This window comes from Mucilaginibacter sp. P4_A11 (assembly GCF_056402535.1).
This window is the reverse complement of sequence record NZ_JBFUHE010000002.1, coordinates 605,073-621,164: the sequence shown is the minus strand read 5'-3', so window position 1 is coordinate 621,164 and position 16,092 is coordinate 605,073. Positions and strand designations below refer to the sequence as shown.

General features: G+C 43.9%; 10 protein-coding genes. 5 read left to right on the top strand and 5 right to left on the bottom strand.

Annotation, left to right across the window (positions count from 1 at the left end; genetic code table 11):
• Window positions 1-19 precede the first annotated feature (19 nt).
• The 4 genes from AC1DUD_RS06555 (at window position 20) to hmpA (ending at window position 2,445) form a co-directional block, all read left to right on the top strand.
• A complete protein-coding gene (locus AC1DUD_RS06555) occupies window positions 20-406 on the top strand; it encodes a group III truncated hemoglobin (RefSeq protein WP_477372802.1) in 387 nt (128 codons plus the stop codon).
• Between the two features lie 194 nt (window positions 407-600).
• The gene (locus AC1DUD_RS06550; RefSeq protein WP_477372800.1) at window positions 601-894 is read left to right on the top strand and encodes a cupin domain-containing protein; all 294 of its coding nucleotides are present in this window, start codon (window positions 601-603) and stop codon (window positions 892-894) included.
• Window position 895: 1 nt separating this feature from the next.
• The gene (locus AC1DUD_RS06545) at window positions 896-1,192 is read left to right on the top strand and encodes a cupin domain-containing protein (RefSeq protein WP_477372798.1); all 297 of its coding nucleotides are present in this window, start codon (window positions 896-898) and stop codon (window positions 1,190-1,192) included.
• Between the two features lie 41 nt (window positions 1,193-1,233).
• The gene (hmpA, locus tag AC1DUD_RS06540) at window positions 1,234-2,445 is read left to right on the top strand and encodes an NO-inducible flavohemoprotein (protein ID WP_477372796.1); all 1,212 of its coding nucleotides are present in this window, start codon (window positions 1,234-1,236) and stop codon (window positions 2,443-2,445) included.
• Between the two features lie 80 nt (window positions 2,446-2,525).
• Here hmpA and AC1DUD_RS06535 read toward each other — a convergent pair whose 3' ends face one another.
• Window positions 2,526-3,866, bottom strand: coding sequence for a polysaccharide deacetylase family protein (locus AC1DUD_RS06535; protein ID WP_477372794.1), 1,341 nt, complete (start codon window positions 3,864-3,866; stop codon window positions 2,526-2,528).
• Between the two features lie 279 nt (window positions 3,867-4,145).
• On the opposite strand from AC1DUD_RS06535, the gene AC1DUD_RS06530 reads away from it, so the two are divergent.
• The gene (locus tag AC1DUD_RS06530; protein WP_477372792.1) at window positions 4,146-10,640 is read left to right on the top strand and encodes an alpha-2-macroglobulin family protein; all 6,495 of its coding nucleotides are present in this window, start codon (window positions 4,146-4,148) and stop codon (window positions 10,638-10,640) included.
• A 214-nt stretch (window positions 10,641-10,854) separates the two neighbouring features.
• On the opposite strand, the gene AC1DUD_RS06525 is transcribed toward AC1DUD_RS06530, so the two are convergent.
• The 4 genes from AC1DUD_RS06525 to AC1DUD_RS06510 all read right to left on the bottom strand — a co-directional run bounded on the left by AC1DUD_RS06525 (window position 10,855) and on the right by AC1DUD_RS06510 (window position 16,087).
• The gene (locus tag AC1DUD_RS06525; protein ID WP_477372790.1) at window positions 10,855-11,409 is read right to left on the bottom strand and encodes a carboxymuconolactone decarboxylase family protein; all 555 of its coding nucleotides are present in this window, start codon (window positions 11,407-11,409) and stop codon (window positions 10,855-10,857) included.
• A gap of 16 nt (window positions 11,410-11,425) precedes the next feature.
• On the bottom strand, window positions 11,426-11,971 hold the full coding sequence (locus tag AC1DUD_RS06520) for a carboxymuconolactone decarboxylase family protein (protein WP_477372788.1): 546 nt from the start codon (window positions 11,969-11,971) through the stop codon (window positions 11,426-11,428).
• A gap of 73 nt (window positions 11,972-12,044) precedes the next feature.
• Entirely contained in the window at window positions 12,045-13,313 is a 1,269-nt protein-coding gene (locus AC1DUD_RS06515; protein ID WP_477372786.1) for an MFS transporter, read from the bottom strand.
• 5 nt (window positions 13,314-13,318) lie between these two features.
• The gene (locus AC1DUD_RS06510) at window positions 13,319-16,087 is read right to left on the bottom strand and encodes a TonB-dependent receptor (protein WP_477372784.1); all 2,769 of its coding nucleotides are present in this window, start codon (window positions 16,085-16,087) and stop codon (window positions 13,319-13,321) included.
• Window positions 16,088-16,092: the final 5 nt, after the last annotated feature.

Genomic DNA, 16,092 nt, shown 5'->3' with positions numbered 1-16,092 from the left:
ATAACTGAACAGACAAAAAATGAACGATATACAAGACATAACATCAATTAAAATACTGGTTGATGAATTTTATACCAGAGTGCGGCTTGACGGTTTATTGGGACCCGTTTTTGCCGACGTTATAAAAGACGACTGGCAGCCGCACCTTGATAAAATGTACGCTTTCTGGAATGCTGCTCTGTTTGGTGTGCCGGGGTTTAAGGGTAATCCATTTGCTAAACATGCGCCGCTGCCTATTAGTGATGACCATTTTAACCGCTGGCTGGAACTGTTTATCCAAACAGTTGATGATCACTTTGCCGGTCCGATGGCTGATGATGCCAAGAACAGGGCGAACCTGATGGCCGTAATGTTTATGAGTAAGCTGGCCAACATGAAAGGTGGGGCGGGCAGGGTTATCATGTAGTGGATGCCGCTAAATAGATGTTTTTTCGAGCAATGGGATGGGCGATTCCCTCCCCTGGGAGGGGGTAGGGGGGCATTAGGAAGCCCATCAGCAAGCAAAGCGCATAAACCCCTCCCTGCCACTGCACTTACCAACCGCACCCTCCCAGGGGAGGGAATTAAAAAAAGCTATCAACACAAGAAAAATCAAATGTTATGAAACAGCTTCAAACAAACGAGCACTTCCAGGTAGTTAAAATTGAACTTACAGCCGGAGCTAATATGAAAAGGCACATAGCCACATCAGATGCTTACCTGATTGTGGAAGACGGGAACGCGCTACTCATTTATGCCGGCGAAACCTATGAATTGAGCAAAGGTGAAACTTTCCTGATCCCGGCCAATGAGCAGCATATGCTTAAAATAATAGAAGATTTTAAGGCCTGGATTGTGCTGGCCAACGGTGCGCAGATCAAATACCTGGAGCCGGATAATATTTACATTAATTAATATGATCATAGAACAAGTGCGGGCGCAAATGGCATTGGCTACAGGCCCGGTAGTCAAAATATTAAAGCAAGGCAATAGCTATAAAATGATGGTTATCGGCCTGAAAAAAGGAGCAGTTTTAAAAGAACATAAAACCGCCGTACCTGCCACGCTGATAGTTACCGAGGGGAACGTGTTGTATAACGAACATGAACGCTCGGTTGATTTAAAGCGCGATGCTGATTTTGAAATACCAATAAACGTGCTGCACAGCCTGCAGGCCCTCGAGGATAGTATTTGTCTTTTAATACAGGGATAAACAGGCACAGCAATTAATTATAAATATATACTGTAAATACGATGATTACTAAAGAACAAAAAGAGCTGGTTAAGGCCACGGTGCCTGTATTGAAGGAGCATGGAGTATTGTTAACAACTCATTTTTACAACCGGATGTTTACCCACAACCCCGAGCTTAAAAATGTGTTTAACATGGGCAATCAGCAAAACAGCAAACAACAAACAGCACTGGCTATGGCCGTACTGGCCTATGCCGAACATATTGAGAATCCGGGAGTGTTGATGCCTGTACTTGACGGCATTGGTCAAAAACATACAAGTTTGGATATCAGGCCCGAGCATTATGCTATTGTTGGCGGACACCTTATTGCTTCAATAAGTGAGGTATTGGGTGATGCTGCTACACCTGAGTTACTGGAAGCCTGGACGGTTGCTTACAATCAGCTGGCGGCTATTATGGCTGGTCATGAGCAAAATTTATACAGTAAACAGGTAGCAAAAAAGGGTGGTTGGACAGGCTGGAGGCCATTTGTCGTAAAGCAAAAAGTAAAGGAATCGGCAGAGATCACTTCGTTTTACCTTTATCCTACACATGGCTGCGCGGTGCCTGATTTTACTCCCGGTCAGTTTTTAAGTGTGCGTTTGTTTTTACCTGAACTTAATTTGTTGCAGCCTCGTCAGTACAGTATTTCGAGCGCGCCAAACGGCGAGTATTACCGCATTTCAGTTAAACGTGAAGCCGGAACGGAGCTGCTTGCCGATGGCATGATCAGCAACCACCTGCATAATTTTGTTAACGAAGGTGATATCATCGAGGTATCGGCACCTGCAGGCGGCTTTACGCTAAGCGGTGACGGCGACCATCCGATAGTTTTTATCAGCGGCGGCGTTGGTCAAACCCCGTTGATGAGCATGATGGAAAGCCTGATCAAAAGCGGCAGTAAGCGACCAAAAACCTGGATCCACGGTTGTCGTGATAAAAATGTTCATGCCTTTAAAGAGGTTATTGAACACTGGGAAGGTAAAAACGAAGAGGTTAAAAAGCACATTTTCTATAGCGAAGTTGAAGAAGGAGTAGCCGATAATTTATATACCGGCTGGGTTGACCTAAACCAACTAAGCGATGATATATTTGAGCCAAATACCGAGTATTACATTTGCGGCCCCGCCGGGTTTATTGAGCTGCATTACCGCGAACTGGTTAAGAAAGATATCGATAAACAATTGATCCATTTTGAAGAGTTTGGCCCGCAAACCTTGCAGTTGAACTGAAAGTAACACCTATTTTGTGCTGAAGCAAGCTGGAGTTATGTAAGCTTTACTTCAGCACGAAATAAATTATTCAATCCGGATTATCCTTTTTTTAGTGTCACTACCGCTTCATTTGGCTGAGCCTGGTATAGTACATAAGTGCCCTGGTCATCTTTGGCAGATCTTACCTTTTTGCTTTTCTTGCCCTGTGTAACGGTGACGTTTGTCCACCCGGTTGATACGTAGGTCTTGAGTGTTACCGGCAGATAATACATTTTGCCATCGAGGCTATGGCTTACCTTAACCTGTATCGTGTTTCCTGCCGTTGAAGCGTTGGCTTTGCCGTGCTCACGCTCGCGTATGTAGCGGGTTACATCGCCAAAAGTGGCTACCCAAAGCTTATCGTTTTTGCTTTTGATGTATTGGAAATATTCATCGAGTAGGGTGCTCGGCAACGCCTCGTAGCCCATGCCATCGATGCCGTGGAAAACGAGCACCAGCCAGGTATTGGTATGGTTAAGTGTAGTATCAACCCAAAGCTTCATCATAGGCAGCGGTGTTTTGGTTGTTGCACCGCGCTGCCATTGAATATAATCTTTATCTGTCGAGCCGGGTGTTTGCTTGCTGGCCCTGTCAATCTCTTTTAACCAGGGTTCGGGCATGCGGTTACGCAGGGCCGGGTAAATTTTGAGTGCATAACTCATCACCCTGTCGTTTTCAAAACCGTAAGGGCACTCTGCCGAAAACGTATGTTTGGGGCCAAGCTGGGCGAGAATATCTGCCTTGCTTTTTTCCAGTTCCCAAAGCAGGTTTGGCTCATCAAGCCCGGGCATGCTGGGGTGGGTAATGGAGTGACTGGCAAACTCATAACCTTTGGCGGCATCCTTCCTGAAATCATCCCATGTTGAACCTACAGACTGTTTAAATTCATCATTTGGTTCGTAGCCCGGTTTCAATTCGCCGTTGCGGGCTTTAGCATAGATATCATCCAGCACCTTAAAAGCCTTTTCTTTTTTGCCGCTGTCGTACAAACTACCTGCTTGGGTATGCGAAGCGATTGTGCCCATATAACCCAGGTATCCCGCAGCTGAGCACCGTTCAAAAAAGTTCTGATCGTTAGTAGGTACCGTTGCCGATTCCTTAATGAGCTCCTTTACCGGGCGACCGATAAACTTGCCATGATATTTAGAGCCGGGAATAGAGCCGGTAATAATGAAAAAGGTGGCCGGCATTTTAAGGCGTTCCATTACAGGCAGGGCTTTTCTGAACTGGTTCATGGAGCCGTCATCATAAGTAAGAGAAACAGCGCCGGTTTTGCCGTATTGCCATTTGGTTATTTCGGTTGTGCCGGGCTTGGTTTGGGCCTTGCTTTGCAAGCCTTGCAGACCAATGAGTGCTGTGAGCAGCAGGGTTTTAATTGGTTTATAAGTGGTGGTTAGCATGATTAAAATTAACTTATTAAATTAATTTACAAAGTAATATTACTGTTTCAATTGGCTGGTTATGAGGACTGAAAATTTATTTATGGAAAATGAATGTAATCCACATCTTAATATTGAACAATAGGTTTCACGCGAAGCCGCAAAGGCGCTAATGGATGCATGCTTTGCGGCTTTGCGCCTCTGCGAGAAAAACAACTGTTAAAAAACACTAAATTTTAGCCTGTGAATATTTTCTATCTTGTTTCACCGTTTAAGCATCAACCAAAACCACTATCCAGCATGTTATCACAACTTGCCAAAACATTGAAGTGCCTGCTTATTTTAAGCCTTCTTTTTTCTGTTAAGACAGTATCGGCACAAAATAAATACGATGCACTCAGTTTCCGGATCGATTCATTAGCAGCAGTAGGTTTGCCCAAATCGGCTTTGAAAGAGGTTGATAAGCTTGATAAACTGGCGCATGATGAAAAGAATGCCCCGCAGCAGGTCCACGCGGTGATTTACCGGATGACCTTTCAATCGTACATTGAAGAAGCTGCATTGGTGGCTATTATCGCCAGGCTAAAAACTGATATTGATAAAGCACACTACCCTGTAAAGCCGGTATTACAATCAATGCTGGCCGAAATGTATTGGAATTATTATCAGCAAAACCGTTACCAATACAGCCAGCGAAGCCGTGTTGAAAAACATGGTGATGACTATACCCAATGGGACCTGCAAACTATTATCTCCGAAACCGGCAACCTTTACCAGCTTTCACTTGCCAATGCTAAAGAAGAGCAAGCCACGCCAATTAGTGTGCTTGACGGGGTTTTAAAAGGCGATAAAACCGTCCGCTACCTGCGGCCTATGCTGTACGACCTGCTGGTGCAGCGTGCATTTGAGTTTTTCCTGGCGGATGAACCGGTGATCATCAAGCCTAAAATGGCTTTCTCCTTAAATGATCCTACCTTTTTTAGTGACGCCCGCTCATTTGTTAAGATGAATATCAGCACTACCGACACCGCCTCAACATGGTATCGGGGTATTAAATTGCTACAGCATGCAACGGCATTTCATCTGCGCCAAAATAACGATGAGGCCCTTGCTGATCTTGAACTGAGACGGCTCAGGTTTTTGCATGAAAAATCTACTTTAAGCAATGCAGATTCATTATACCTGCTTGGATTAAAAGAGATAGCATCCGATTATGCTGCAAAACCGATAAGTGCAGAAGCTTTGGTGCTTACAGGTCTTTATTATCAGCAGCTTGATAGTCTTGTAATTGCACACGGTTACTATGAAAAAGCTAAAGAGTTGTTTCCTAATAGCATAAGCGGCAAAAACGCGGCTGTTTACATCCGACAAATAGAAAGGAAGGTTTTATCGGCCCAGGTTGAAGAAGTATATGCCCCCGGCAAACCTTTGCTGGCCAGTTTGCAATATGGTAATGTTAAACAGGCAAAATTTGCTGTTTACAATATTACCGATGTGCAATTAAACCAGCTTAAAAGCGATGGTCAGCAGGATGAAGGGGAGGAGTTGATCATCACGAAGAAGGTATATGATTTTGTAAATAAATTAAAACCTGTTGAAACCGGCGATCTTTCACTGCCCGATCTGCATGATTACAAAACCCACCGAACCGAGTTTAAAATATCCCCACTGCAGCCAGGTAATTACATCATTGCAGTTGATGATGCTTCATCAGAAAAATCGTGGTTAGCGGGGTTGGCGCGTTTCAGGGTAAGCGGTTTAGCTTATGTTACCAGGCAAAGGCCCGACGGTGTAAAGGAAGTAAGGGTGCTTGATCGTGATAGCGGTAAACCATTAAGTGGGGTAAAGATTAATGTATACAATACCTATAATTATAATGGAAAAACATTAAAAAACCCTATTAGTAACGGTATTTCGGATGCCAACGGTTTATTCACTTTTACATGCCGGGGGAATTATTACAATGTAGACCTTGCTACTGCCGGTGATAAATTCGTGAGTAAAAATAACTACGTAAGCGGGGTCATGGAAACTTCGCAGCCCATAGCTAAGCCTATTGAACATACCATTTTATTTACCGACAGGCAGATCTATCGCCCGGGGCAAACGGTTTATTTTAAAGGCTTACAAATAAGCACTTTTAATAATAAAAGCACCATTGTACCTAATGAGCAGGTTATTATTAGCTTATTTGATGTCAACAGGCAAAAACAAGGTAGCCTAAACCTTAAAACCAATGAATATGGTACGGTAATCGGTTCATTTATTATACCTCAGCAAACCCTTGGTGGCATGATGTTCGTGACTACAGATCATGGTTCGGCATTGATTCGTATAGAGGAATATAAACGACCAACGTTCCAGGTAACATTTTCGCCGGTTAAGGAAGCTTACCGGTTTAATGACTCGGTTCATATAAGCGGGAAAGTTACCGCGTTTTCGGGGTATGGGCTTTCAGGTGCTAATGTTGCTTATCATGTTAAACGAACTCCTTCTTACCGGCCTTATTATTTGAAAATGAGAGGAGATGATTACTACAATAATTCGGGTAATGCTGAAATAGCCTCAGATACAATTAAGACCAGCGCTAATGGCGAATTTCGGTTTGCTTTTAAAGCTTCGCCGGGTAATGGAAAACTGCCGGATATGTACAATTACAACATTACTGCCGATGTAACCGACGGGAGCGGTGAAACACAATCGGCAACTACGGTTGTAAAAGTAAGTAATAACGTGCTTGACCTGGATGTATCGATACCTGAACAGCTATCAGCAAAAGATAAAATCGTGTTACCGGTAAAGCTTAGCAATATAAACGGGCAGTCACAAAGCGGCGTGCTGAATGTAAAAGTTTACTCGTTAAACCAGCCCGGCGGTGGATTTAAAAAGCGGTTATGGGAAGCGCCAGACCAATATTTAATGAACGCAGATGAGTTTAAAAAGCTGTTTGCCGCATATGCCTATAAAACTGAAGATGACCGCAATACCTGGCAAATAAATAAAACAGTTATTGATGCCGATATAAAAGTTAACGATACCACAAGCAGCCAGCTTGATTTAACCTCCTTGAAACAGCAGCTCACCGGGGTTTATAAACTGGTTATAAATGCAAAAAGCAGCAAAGGCGATACTACATCACGAACTTATTTCATTAAGCTTCATGCTGATCCGGGTAAAGCGCCTGATATGGATAGCTGGTTAACTACGATTAACGATGAAATAAACAAGGGGGGCGAAGCAGCTGAATTTTGGCTGGGTGTAAACAGGGAAAGCCAGGTACTGGTTGAAAAATACGAAGGTGCTAAAATGCTTTCATCCCAATGGCTTACCGTTGGCGGCGATCAGCAGCAAAGTTTGAAAATAGCAGTGCCTGCTACCGCTAAAAATAATTTCGCGGTGCAGTTTTTAATGCTGAATGATAACCGATTGTACCGTTACTATAAGCAGATCAAAATAAGAGATACTACTACGGCACTGAATATCCGTTTCCTCACTTTTAGAAACAAGTTACAGCCCGGTGAAAAAGAACAATGGAAAGTACAGGTATCGGCACCGGGTAAAGAGAAGCAACAGGCCGAACTGCTGGCCGGTATGTATGATGCCTCGCTTGATGATGTAGCGACGCCCCAAAACTGGGATCAGCAATTGCCAACCTATGGCTATAATCCTGAATATTTTGCATGGCAAACTTATGATGAATTTGTTAGGGCTATTGGCACATCGGCTTTTAATGGGCCCCCATATTATGATATGCGCCTGTTGCATTTTAATTATGAAACCCTAAACTGGTTTGGCTACAATTATTTTGGTGGCGATAATTATGTTTATAATACCTATATCGAATCAGTAAAAGAATATAAAAAAGGATCGGCTAAGGATCAGCGGATTGAGGCCATGTTTGTTAAAAATTCTGTACTTATAAAAAATGGCTCAGTAGTAAGCGGCAGGGTTCTTAATGAATTTAATATACCGCTGTCCGGTGTGAAAATTGCAATTAAAGGAACAAGCATTAGTACACTATCCAACTCCCTTGGCTTTTATAAGATTAGGGTGCCGCGAAATGCCACATTGATATTTAGCGGTCAGCATTTAGTTATGAAATATGTTAGCCCAGCCGCAAACGGGTATGTGAGGATGAATTTTGAAAAGTCAACACGAACAAACGTTAATGGAAAAGAGTTTATAGTTTATGATTATGGGTCGCAATCAATGGCAGCAGATGTTCTCAATGAGATCAGGATTGATGAACCGGTAGGTAATAGCGATGTGAAACAGGTTTTTGAAAGTGAGCCTAATGTAGTTAGAGCGCTGCAAGGGAGAACCCCTGGATTACAAGTTGCTTATGATGCAGCACAGCCCAATCAATACGGTTATAACATGCCTTTGCGGGAAAAGGCCTTCAAACTAGGTGCGAAGTATGATAGTGAGTTTTTATCAATTGGCTATGGAGTTGCTAAACCCATCACCACCCGCAAAAACTTCAACGAAACTGCTTTCTTTTACCCCCAGCTTCGCACTGATGAAAAGGGGCAGGTACTGATAGAATTCACCATGCCAGAGGCACTTACCAAATGGAAATTCAGGGCTTTTGCACACAACAAGCAATTGCAGCTTGGATATTTAGAAGGCGAAGTAGTTACGCAAAAACAATTGAGCATAAACGCAAACATGCCGCGGTTTTTACGGGAAGGTGATACCGTAACCGTATCAGCAAGGCTGGCCAATTTAAATACAGAACCGTTAAAGGGAGAAGTTGAGTTGCAAATGTTTAATGGGATCAATATGCAACCTGTTTCTTTATTGGTGAACAAAGGCGATGCACAGCAAAAGTTTGAGATCAATGCTTCGGCAACCCAATCGGTTTCTTTTAAACTGGTTATTCCGTCCGGATTGGATGCGCTTACTTACCGCCTAACCGCCGATGCGGGTAAATACAGCGATGGCGAGGAAAATACCATTCTGGTGTTGCCAAACCGCCTGTTGGTTACCGAAAGTATGCCGATGATGGTGCGGGCAGGCCAAAGCAAAAATTTCAACTTTGATAAACTGATTAACAACAACAGCACTACGCTAAAAAGTAAAACACTCACGCTGGAGTATAGTCAAAACCCAGCCTGGTATGCGGTGCAGGCTATCCCATACATGATGGAGTTTCCTTATGAGTGCTCGGAACAATTATTTAGTCGTTACTATGCCAATAGCCTGTCGACAGATTTGATCAGTAAAATGCCGCTTATCAAACAGGTATTTGATCAATGGAAAAATAGCGATAGTAAAGAACTGCTCTCAAACCTTGAAAAGAACCAGGAGTTGAAAACCACCCTGCTTGAGGAAACTCCCTGGCTACAGGATGCCCTTAGCGAATCGGAACAAAAGAAAAGGATAGCCCAGTTGTTCGACCTCAATAGAATGAGCTACGAGATGAAGGCCAATCTGGATAAGCTGAAGCAGAAGCAATTGCCAAACGGGGCTTTCCCGTGGTTTGGCGGTACTTATGCCGATGACTATATCAGCCGCCATGTTTTGGAGGGAATCGGGCAGCTTAATCACCTGAAGATAGCTACCGCCAATGATCAAACTTTAAAGGATATTGCCGATAAAGCCCTGAATTACATGGATAATGAATTGATAAGGGAGGATAAAGAGGAAAAAAAACAAAAGAACTATCAGTCAAGAGATATTGGTTATAATGAGGTTCATGCGTGGTATGTGCGGAGTTATTATACCGATAAAGCCATGGAGCCGGTACTAAAATCTATCTCCAATAATTATCTGAAACGTGCCGAAGATCAGTGGGTAACACAAAGTATTTATGAACAGGGGATGATAGCCCTCACCATGTTGCGCAACGGAAAGCCGTTGATTACAAAAGCCATCATCAAATCGCTGAAAGAGACTGCTCAAACTTCGGATGAGATGGGCATGTACTGGGGCAAAAACATCGTGGGTTATTATTGGTACCAGTCGCCAATTGAAACGCAGAGTTTAATGATCGAGCTGTTTACCGAAACAGGCGGCAATGATAAAGCTGTTGAGGAAATGAAGATCTGGCTGATGCGCAACAAGCAAACCAACAACTGGAAAACTACCAAAGCAACCGCCGCAGCTGTGTATGCCTTGTTATTAAAACAGGAGGACTGGCTGAAGGCCGGAGTTGCATCTGAAATTAAGCTGGATAATAAGCCTCTTGCCGAACTAAAACCAGATATTAAAGCAGATGCAGGTACAGGTTATATCAAAACCAGTTGGATTGATGAGCAGATAAGGCCTTCATTAGGCAAGGTAGCGATCAAAAATAATGGGAAATCTGTCAGCTATGGCGCAATGTACTGGCAGTGCCTGGAGCAGATGGATAAGATCACACCTTCATCAACAGATATCCATCTTGAGCGTAAATACTTCATCAAAAAACAAACAGACACGGGCCCTGTATTGCAGGAGGTTGATGCAGCTCATCAGCCTAAAACCGGTAACCTGCTCAAAGTGGTGGTGTACCTGAAGGCCGGTCGCGACTATGAATATGTGCAGCTTAAAGATCTTCGCCCGGCCGGTACAGAGCCAGTATCAGTTTTATCCGAATATAAATACCAGGATGGTTTATCCTATTATCAGGTAACTAAAGATGTGGCTACCAACTTTTTCATCAGCTATTTAAACAAAGGCAGTTATGTGTTTGAATATGAACTGAGGGTGGCTCAACCGGGTAATTTTTCAACAGGGATTACCAGTATTCAATGTATGTACGCGCCGGAATTTAATGCTCATAGCGAGGGGAGCAGGGTGGTGTTTAAATAGAATAATTATTTTTGTTTTTGTCATTTCGATGGAGCATGGGTCGGTATAAGCGCCGGGGCGAAAGAGAAATCTTGTACGCCCTGCTAAGCGTTATACAAAGTCCGCAGAGCAGGGCGTATAAGATTTCTCCCTACGGTCGAAATGACAAAAGAGACATAAAAAAACAGCCCGAAGTTAAAAACTCCGGGCTACAGGTGTGATAAAGCAGTAGGTATTAAGCTTTTTTGAAAATGCTTGATATATAGCCAACTTCGGCACGCTCGGGTGCACGGTCGATATAGATCTGCCTGTCTTGCGGTGCCCAGGTTCCGAGACCATCAACATAGCGGTTAAACATGCAAAAAGCAGCAGCGATCAATACAGTATCATGGATCTCCTTATCGTCAGCACCTTCGGCGCGGGCTGCTTCAATTTGTTCGGTGGTTACATGTTTGCCGCCTTTTTGTACACTACCGGCAATGGCTAACAGTGTTTTGATCTTTGGTGATAGATCGGTTGCAGAAAAATTTACTTTGATAGCATCTATCTCATCAATATTGCAGCCGAGGTAGTGCCCGGCTACTGCGCCGTGCACATTCTGACAAAAGAAACAATCGTTTAGATAAGATACGTAGGTAGCTATCAGTTCCCGTTCGCCGCGCGATAAGGAATTGTTATCATCTCGAAGCAACTGTTCGGCAAGGGCGTTTAACGGGGCTTCTGTTTCCGGACTATAAAACATGAGGCCGCGGATGCCGGGCAAATCATTATTTAATTCAATATGTGCCATAATATCAGGTTTTAAATTAATGCTGTGGTTGGGGTAATACATAACCTTTCGCCATGCGTTTCCCCATTTCGGCATAAGCTTCCGGGTCGGTAGGGGTAAGGCTTGCAAGCCCATCTACATAACGGTTAAACATGCTGAATGCTGCGGCTATCAATACAGCATCGTGGATCTCGCGATCGGTAGCTCCCTGCTCTCGTGCCGCATCAACATCTTCCTGCTTTACTTCTGTGCCCAGGATCTGCACTTTGCCAGCAATATTTAACAAGGCTTTTAGCTTGGCGTTGATGGGCGCTTCGGTCATGTTGCGTAGTACTTCGTCAACAATGAGGGCATCATCCTCATACAGGCAACGGGCAGCGGCAGCATGACTGCTGTAGCAAAACGTACAGTTGTTACGGTATGATACATAAGCAGCTATTAGCTCGCGGTCGGCCGGACTAAGGGTTGATTCTCCACGTAATAGTACTTCGGCCAGTTCATACAAATACTGACCGGTTTCGGGCCTGAACATTACCAGCGAACGGATGCCCGGAACGCCTTCGGGTACATTAATGTGTGCCATACTTTTTAATTAGTGATTTTCTTAATTAGTGAATTATTGATTTGAATTATTATTTCGCTTTTAGCCTTCGGCTTTAAGCTTTTAGCTTCGTGTCTTTTGCTTTTTCCCGTACAAATAATACTACAAGCAATCCTATCACAAACACCAGTGAAAAGATAACCAGTGCGTTTCCATATCCACCCAGTGTTGATACCAACACACCTACAAACAATACGGCTGTAGCTGTAAATATACGCCCTATATTGAAGCAAAAGCCCGTAGCTGTTGCCCTGATGCCGGTTGAAAATAATTGCGGGATATAGGCTGATAATACGCCCTGGCTTGCGCCAAAGAATAAGGCGAGTATGATGATCTCGATGTAAACTGCTGCACTGAATGTGGTGTTGGTTTTAAACAGGATGAATGACATGCCCGCGCAAACCGCGAAACAGATCACCATTGAGCGCCTGATGGATAACAGATTAACCAGCCAGCCTGAAAAGAAACCGCCCGTTAAACCACCCATCCCCATACACATCATGCTCAGGCCACGTTCTTTAGCGGCATCATGGTCGGTAATTAAACTTTGTACCCAGGTAGGCAGCCATGAAAATATCGCCCATAAACCTATCAGCATAGTGCCAAAGGTTAATGAACCTACAATAAGCTCACGGCGGTGGTTTTTAGAAAGCAGCTTATTTAACGGATTTTCGCGGTTAGCGATATCATTGCGATAGTTGAGCCAGTTTTCAGATTCGTTCAAAACCAGCGCGCCTATCAAGGCCAGGGTAAGAGGAATTACCCCAACTAAAAAGCCCGACCGCCATGATGATACAATGAGGTTGATGAGCCCGGCGGAGAAAATACCTACCGGAAAGGCAATAGAAAGAATGCCTATGATCACCGCCTTGCTTTTGGCAGGCCAAACTTCGCTTACCAGGGTTATGGAGGTTACCAAAACACCTCCTACGCCAAAACCGCTGAAAAAGCGGCAAAGCAGCACGCCCCACCAGGTTGGCATCAACCCTGTTAAAATGGTAAATATACCATAACTGCCAATAGCGAGCAGCAAGGCTTTTTTACGCCCCATTTTATCACTGATAACGCCCCAGGTAAAGCCGCCAAAGGCCCATCCAAAAATGAAGATGGCGTTGATATACCCGCTGATGGCGTTGATCTCATCGGCAGGCACAGTGCCCTGCAAGTCTTTTACTACAACGGGCAGGTAAACCGACATCAGTGTTGACACGGAGCCACCCAGGGCAGTACTAAGAAAACAGATCGCGAACAGCACCACCTTATAGGTGGCGCTGAGGCTTGTTTGAGGTTTTGCAACCTGACCATCAATTGTTAAAGTGCTCATGTTGTTTATTTTAAAAGATCATCAAATACTATTGATACATAATAAATGGCGCCAATTGCCGGCGAGCCGTATGACTGGTAAATACGGTTGTTAAAGATGTTGCTGCCCCCCAGTTTAATAGTTGATTTGATCTTTGGCAGCTTTTTGCTCACCTGCAAATCCACAACTGAGTAGGCATCAACACGACCCGGACGGGTACCATTGAAAGTACCATACCAGTCATAAGCGGTTTGCCAGTGCCATGCCGCATTGAAGCCAAAATCATTGATCACGTTGCTGTTGCCAAATGTGGCGTTGGTGCTCCATTTGGGTGTGTTAAATGCCGCAATGTTATTAGGATTGGCATTGCGAAGGTTAAATACAGATAAAGTAGCGTTACCACCCACAGCGTAACCGCCATTGAGCAGGTAAGTTAAACCTGCGCTTGCTCCCTGGGCCGATACTTTATCGGGCGCGTTGGTATACAACTGGAACGCATGCACCTTGCCGCCGGGGATATCAGATGCAGCGGCTGTGGTTACTTTACCATCAGAACCAAGGATGGTATTTTCAGGCTGGATAACCACAGTGTTGAGGATGAAATTGTTGTAGCTGCTATAATAGTAGTTTACATCAATTAATAGTTTATCCATAATCAGGCCTTTGTAACCAAGCTCGAATGCTTTTTGCTGCTCGGGTTTGATATAGGCTACACTGGCTTTTTGAAGCAAGCCTTTATTTTGTTCAACAGCTTGCGGAAAAGGTGTACCGCTTTGTACGGCCTTGCCAAACGCTGCGCCAAAAGCACTTACCGATGATGAGGTGAATGAATTTTCGTAAACATTTAAACCTTTGCTGTTATTAGGTGCACCGCCCAAAATGGTGATAGGCCCTACGTTAAGGTGAATGAACTGATCAACAGGAGTTGGGTTCCTGAAACCGGTTTGGTATGATGCCCTGAAGTTGGAGGTTTTATCAACGGTATACACTGCAGAAAAGCGAGGAGTGAAGCTTCCTTTAAAGTTCTCGTTTTTATCGTAACGGATAGAGGCTGTCAGTTTCAGGTTATCATCAAAAAGCTTTTTAGCTGCCTGCAAAAACGAGCCATATTCTTTGATAGTTATAGGCTTATCTTTATCATCAAACAAGCTGCCATTCGTAAACATCCTGTAATCGCGGAAACTGCCGCCTGCTAAAAGTTCAAATACTTTTATGGCACTGGTAAAATCATACTGACCTTCGGCATGATAAAATTTACTGTTACTGAAAACACCTGCACCGCTTAAGCCATAATTGTGGATTGATGCATCTTTGGCAGCGTTAAACGCTGAGGTGCCCGGTAAAAACCGGCCCTGATCGGCAAATGTTCTTGCAGCAGAATTGCTATTGGGGGTAACACCGCTTACCGTTCCGTTAAATGCCGCGGCATAGCGGGTAAACCAGGTATCATCTGCTTTATCAGGTGTTACTGTATTACCGTTCAGGTCTTTCACCCAGTCGCGGTTGATGAACTGTGCCAGTGAGCGGGTATTGTATGAGTCGTGCGAGTTTTCACCAACCGAATATCCACGGATAAAGAAATTGCTGCCTTTTAGCTCAACCCTGTGCGTTTGTAACACAAAGTTATTAAGGTCGAAACGACTACTGCCGGTATAACTTGCAGTACCGCGACCATAGTTGTATTGGTAAATTGCTTCCAGGTTATTGCTGAAACGGTATTGTAAAGCGCCGTTCAGTTTAAGGCTGTAAACATTATAGTTCATCAGGTCTTTTTCTTCATAACCCGTTCTTGAAACCAAACCAATGCCGGGTAAGGTTTTTGAAACTTCATCGCCGTAAATGTTAAGCGCATCGCGGCCGGGATTGTTAGGGCCTCGCTGTGCAGCAGGGGTGGCGGCGCTTACATCGGTATAATTATCGGCATACCAGTCGCGCCCGGTGAGGTATGAAGCATTGATTTTAAATGCGAATTTATCGTTGAATGCCTTGGCGTAACGGGCAGCAAAATCATACAAACCCTGTGGTTTTACAACTGATTCGCCAAAGTGGTTAAGGCCGGTTTTTACTTGTACGGTTAAGCCCTGGTATTTGAAAGGGTCCTTGGTTTTAAGGGAAAGTAAGCCGTTAAAAGCCACCGGGCCATACAATGCCGAAGCAGCTCCCGGGATAACTTCCACGCTTTCGATATCAATATCCGAAGCACCGAAAAGGTTACCTACCGAAAAGTTTAAGCCAGGCGTTTGGTTATCAACGCCATCAACCAGTTGTAAAAAACGACTGTTGCCGGTGCTGTTAAAGCCACGGGTATTGATCTGTTTATAAGTTAAGCTGCTGGTAACAGCTTCAAGCCCTTTTAAACTTTGCAATCCATCGTAAAAAGTGAACGAAGGGTTTTCTTTAATGGCCTTAAGGCTCATCTTTTCAATACTAACCGGCGATTGTAAAATGCTTTGGTTGATGCGGGTGGCAGATGATACTACCTCGTTAAGCACAATAGCTTTTTGTGTTAGTTTAATGCTGATGTTATTATCGGCAGATGTTACCTGGCTTTCCTGCACTTCAAAGCCTACGGCTGATATAACGATAGTAAAGGGCAATTTTAATTTATTGGCACTCAAAGTATAATTGCCCTTTGAATCGGTAGTGGTGCCTGTAAGTTTTCCTTTAACAGAAATACTTGCACCCGAAACAGGTTTGCCTGTAGCCGCATCGGTAATGTTGCCCGTTACCTTAATTTCCTGGGCAAACAGGTTTATGGATGTGAACAGTAATACAAATAATAAAAGTTTTTTCATTGTGA

Coding starts and splice junctions, on each gene's coding strand:
- AC1DUD_RS06525 (WP_477372790.1), bottom strand. CDS start 11,409: ATGGCACATATTGAATTAAATAATGATTTGCCCGGCATCCGCGGCCTC.
- AC1DUD_RS06520 (WP_477372788.1), bottom strand. CDS start 11,971: ATGGCACACATTAATGTACCCGAAGGCGTTCCGGGCATCCGTTCGCTG.
- AC1DUD_RS06535 (WP_477372794.1), bottom strand. CDS start 3,866: ATGCTAACCACCACTTATAAACCAATTAAAACCCTGCTGCTCACAGCA.
- hmpA (WP_477372796.1), top strand. CDS start 1,234: ATGATTACTAAAGAACAAAAAGAGCTGGTTAAGGCCACGGTGCCTGTA.
- AC1DUD_RS06550 (WP_477372800.1), top strand. CDS start 601: ATGAAACAGCTTCAAACAAACGAGCACTTCCAGGTAGTTAAAATTGAA.
- AC1DUD_RS06555 (WP_477372802.1), top strand. CDS start 20: ATGAACGATATACAAGACATAACATCAATTAAAATACTGGTTGATGAA.
- AC1DUD_RS06530 (WP_477372792.1), top strand. CDS start 4,146: ATGTTATCACAACTTGCCAAAACATTGAAGTGCCTGCTTATTTTAAGC.
- AC1DUD_RS06510 (WP_477372784.1), bottom strand. CDS start 16,087: ATGAAAAAACTTTTATTATTTGTATTACTGTTCACATCCATAAACCTG.
- AC1DUD_RS06545 (WP_477372798.1), top strand. CDS start 896: ATGATCATAGAACAAGTGCGGGCGCAAATGGCATTGGCTACAGGCCCG.
- AC1DUD_RS06515 (WP_477372786.1), bottom strand. CDS start 13,313: ATGAGCACTTTAACAATTGATGGTCAGGTTGCAAAACCTCAAACAAGC.